At 46.0% G+C, this 3,426-nt stretch carries 3 protein-coding genes and 1 pseudogene; 3 read left to right on the forward strand and 1 reads right to left on the reverse strand.

Annotated elements, in window-relative coordinates; all coding sequences use genetic code 11:
- A partial coding sequence (locus tag PX484_RS24965) for a Uma2 family endonuclease (protein ID WP_288106085.1) occupies positions 1–693 on the forward strand: 693 nt, incomplete at its 5' end.
- A gap of 122 nt (positions 694–815) precedes the next feature.
- On the opposite strand, the pseudogene PX484_RS24970 reads toward PX484_RS24965, so the two are convergent.
- Positions 816–905 (reverse strand): annotated as a pseudogene (locus PX484_RS24970) (PEP-CTERM sorting domain-containing protein); the annotation flags it as partial.
- 485 nt (positions 906–1,390) lie between these two features.
- On the opposite strand from PX484_RS24970, the gene PX484_RS24975 reads away from it, so the two are divergent.
- Positions 1,391–2,674 (forward strand): flotillin family protein, encoded by a 1,284-nt coding sequence (locus PX484_RS24975; protein WP_288106088.1) that lies wholly within the window; start codon positions 1,391–1,393, stop codon positions 2,672–2,674.
- A 218-nt stretch (positions 2,675–2,892) separates the two neighbouring features.
- Positions 2,893–3,270, forward strand: coding sequence for a phosphomannose isomerase type II C-terminal cupin domain (locus tag PX484_RS24980; protein ID WP_045357249.1), 378 nt, complete (start codon positions 2,893–2,895; stop codon positions 3,268–3,270).
- The last annotated feature ends 156 nt before the right edge of the window (positions 3,271–3,426 follow it).

Consider the following 3,426-nt stretch of genomic DNA (forward strand, 5'->3'; position numbering starts at 1 on the left):
GAACCCGGTTTGCCTGACGAATTTCACCTATTACAACCTCAGTTATTACTGCTGACTTTTCAGCCTCCCAACTGGGAACCAGAGCTAGTTTTTAGCGCCGCTGACCTTAACCTTTACTACGATGTCAGACACCCTCAATGGTACAAGCGTCCTGATTGGTTTGGGGTGGTTGGTGTTCCTCGTCTCTACGATGGCCATGACCTGCGCTTAAGTTATGTGATTTGGCAGGAAGGGGTTTCCCCTGCGATTGTGGTGGAATTATTGTCTCCAGGTACGGAAAATCAAGATTTAGGCGAAGAACTACGCCAACCAGAAGAACCGCCAACTAAGTGGACAGTTTATGAACAGATTTTGCAGGTTCCCTACTATGTAGTTTTTAGCCGCTATACTAACCAACTTCAAGCGTTTGAACTGGTAGATGGTCATTACCAACCCGTGACTTTAGTGGAGGGACGCTTACCGATTCCTCAACTGGAATTGAGCTTGGGTTTGTGGCAAGGTTCCTATCGGGGAATTGAGCGGCTATGGTTGCGCTGGTTGACGCTGGAGGGAGAGTTGATTCCCCTGGCCGATGAGGAGTTAATTGTGGCGAAACAAGAGGCTTCTGCGGCTAAACAACGAGCAGAACAACTAGCGGCACGATTGCGGGAATTAGGGATAGATCCTGAAACTATTCCTCAGATTGACTTTTAAATTTAGGTAGAGCCTAAATGTTTGGTTACAAGGCAGAGCCTTGGAACCAGGAATGAAGTGCCAGGTATCAAAAACCCCTAAAAAAGAGAGAGGAAACCCGCGTCTCCTCTTCCTTGTAGGCATTATTTCCTCGCTTTGCGGATAGCACCCCCTAGCATTAAACCGCCCAGTGTGATATAACCAAGAAGGCTAGAGGGTTCGGGGACAGTTACAGCAGCAGAAGCGACGGTCAACAAATGCCGAGAGATTTTTTGAGATTATTTATACATTGAATAATTGGCTCTACGAATAAAGTTATGTGTAGATTTTAGAAGCAATTTGATTGAAGTCAAGATAAAACTAGAGGATTTTACTCTATCATTACTTAGGGTTTGCTGAATAAATATAAAAACCTTGTTGGGTAAGACTTTTAGACTTTTTGTCAATCAAAAAGTACCAGGTATGGGAGTGATCAGGGGGAAAATCCCTGGACTTTTTCCCTAAAAATTAGGCAATTGGCCACCTCAAAACCGGTAAAACCCCACACCCCACACCCCACACCCCACACCCTGCCCCCACCGAAAAACTTTTTGCCGCAAACCCTACTTATTTTAATTTTGGATGTAGCCCACCCTGCCAGACTACTGGTCTGTCAAAGTTGGAAATTGATGGATACAATTTAGTTAATTTGATCCGAGCATCGACCGTAATAAAATCTATGGAAATTATCGCTGTTTTACTGGGAGTTTTCGGTTTAGGCACAGGTGCGGGTTTATTAGTCATCCGTAACTATTACCATATCTGTCAACCGAGCGAAGTTTTAATTTTTGCCGGTAGTCGTCGTCCCACGGCCACGGGCAAAACCATCGGTTATCGTTTGGTAAAAGGGGGCAGCAGTATTCGTTTACCCATGATAGAACAAGTGTATCAGATGGACTTGACCAACATGATCATCGATCTCAGGGTGGTTAATGCCTATTCTAAGGGCGGTGTGCCGTTAATCGTCACCGGGGTGGCGAATATTAAAATTGCCGGGGAGGAACCGATTATTCACAATGCGATCGAGCGTTTATTGGGCAAGAAACGCAAGGAAATCGAACAATTAGCTAAAGAAACCCTGGAGGGCAATTTGCGCGGTGTCTTGGCGAATTTAACCCCAGAACAAGCGAACTCCGATCAGATTGCCTTTGCTAAAAGTCTCCTGGAAGAAGCGGAACAGGATCTAGAAAAATTGGGTTTAGTTTTGGATAGTTTGCAGATCCAGAATATCTCCGATGAGGTGCGTTATCTCGATTCGATCGGACGGAAGCAAAAAGCCGAATTACAGAGAGATGCCCGGATAGCAGAAGCAAAAGCCCGAAAAACATCGATTATCAAGGATTCCGAGAATCTACGCCTAACCGCTTTGCGTCGTATCCAAAAAGATTTAGAAATAGCCAAAGCTGACGCAGAAAAACGGGTGCGCGACACTCAAACTAAGCGCGGCGCCATGATTGCTGAGGTAGAATCGGTGGTTATGTCGGATTTAGCTAAAGTACAGGCAGAAGTGGCGGTACAAAACGCCCGAATTAAGCAGGTGAAACAGCAATTACAAGCAGATGTGATCGCCCCGGCGGCAGCGGAATGTCAACAAGCGATCGCAAAAGCCCGGGGGGAAGCGGCCAAAATTATCGAACAGGGGAAAGCGCAAGCGGAAGGAACCAAAAAACTAGCGGCCTCTTGGCAAGGAGCGGGAAATAACGCTAAAAACATCTTTTTATACCAAAAATTGGAGTTATTGCTTAAATTAATGGTCGCTAGTGTCCCAGAAGTGCAGGTGCAAACGGTGACGGTAGTGGACGGGGGTGATGGTAATCTTGTCCCGAAAATGACTGCCTTTGCTGAACAATTGCGTCAAGCTACCGGGGTGGATCTGGTACAAATGGCTAATCGCATAGCACAAACCGAGCCATCTGTCAAGGGCAAAGACACAAATTTTGATTTTAAACAATTGCCCTCCTGAATCAGTTATCAGTTATCAGGAGACAGGAGACTCCGAGACAGGAGACTCCGAGACAGGAGACTCCGAGACAGGAGATTATTTCTATTTATTCTCCCCACACCCCACACCCCACACCCCACACCCCACACCCCACACCCCACACCCCACACACCTTTAGCTAATAGCTGCAAACCAGAGATTGTCCACTAAAATATTAATCAAGTTTGGAGACCACCGCCATGGATGACTTAATTAATGCTCCCTCCCCTTCTCCCCAAGACATAGAAATGACGCGGACTCCCCCCTGGGGAACGGTGACGGTATTGGAGGAAGGTCCCCGGTATCGCATCAATCGCATTGTCATTAAACCCGGCCATCACATGAGTACCCAAATGCACTACCATCGCAGTGAACACTGGATTGTCGTCTCCGGTACAGCGCGGGTAATCTGTGATGAAAAAGAAACTCTCCTCAAACAAAAAGAATCTACATACGTTCCTATGAATACCCGTCATCGGTTGGAAAACCCCGGTTCTATTCCTCTGGTGATGATTGAGGTGCAAAATGGCGAATATTTGGGAGATGATGATATTCACCGTTTTGATGATGCAGAATAGGACAGTTTTCTTCCGTATATAGGGCTTGCTGAATAAATCTAAAAACCTTGTTGGATAAGGCTTTTAGACTTTTTTGACCTCAAAAAGTGCCGACCATTGGAGGGATCGGGGGTAAAATTCAGGTACTTTTTCCCTGAAAATTAGGTAACTGACTAC

The organism is Microcystis sp. M49636_WE2 (assembly GCF_030065375.1).
GTDB lineage: Bacteria > Cyanobacteriota > Cyanobacteriia > Cyanobacteriales > Microcystaceae > Microcystis > Microcystis aeruginosa_C.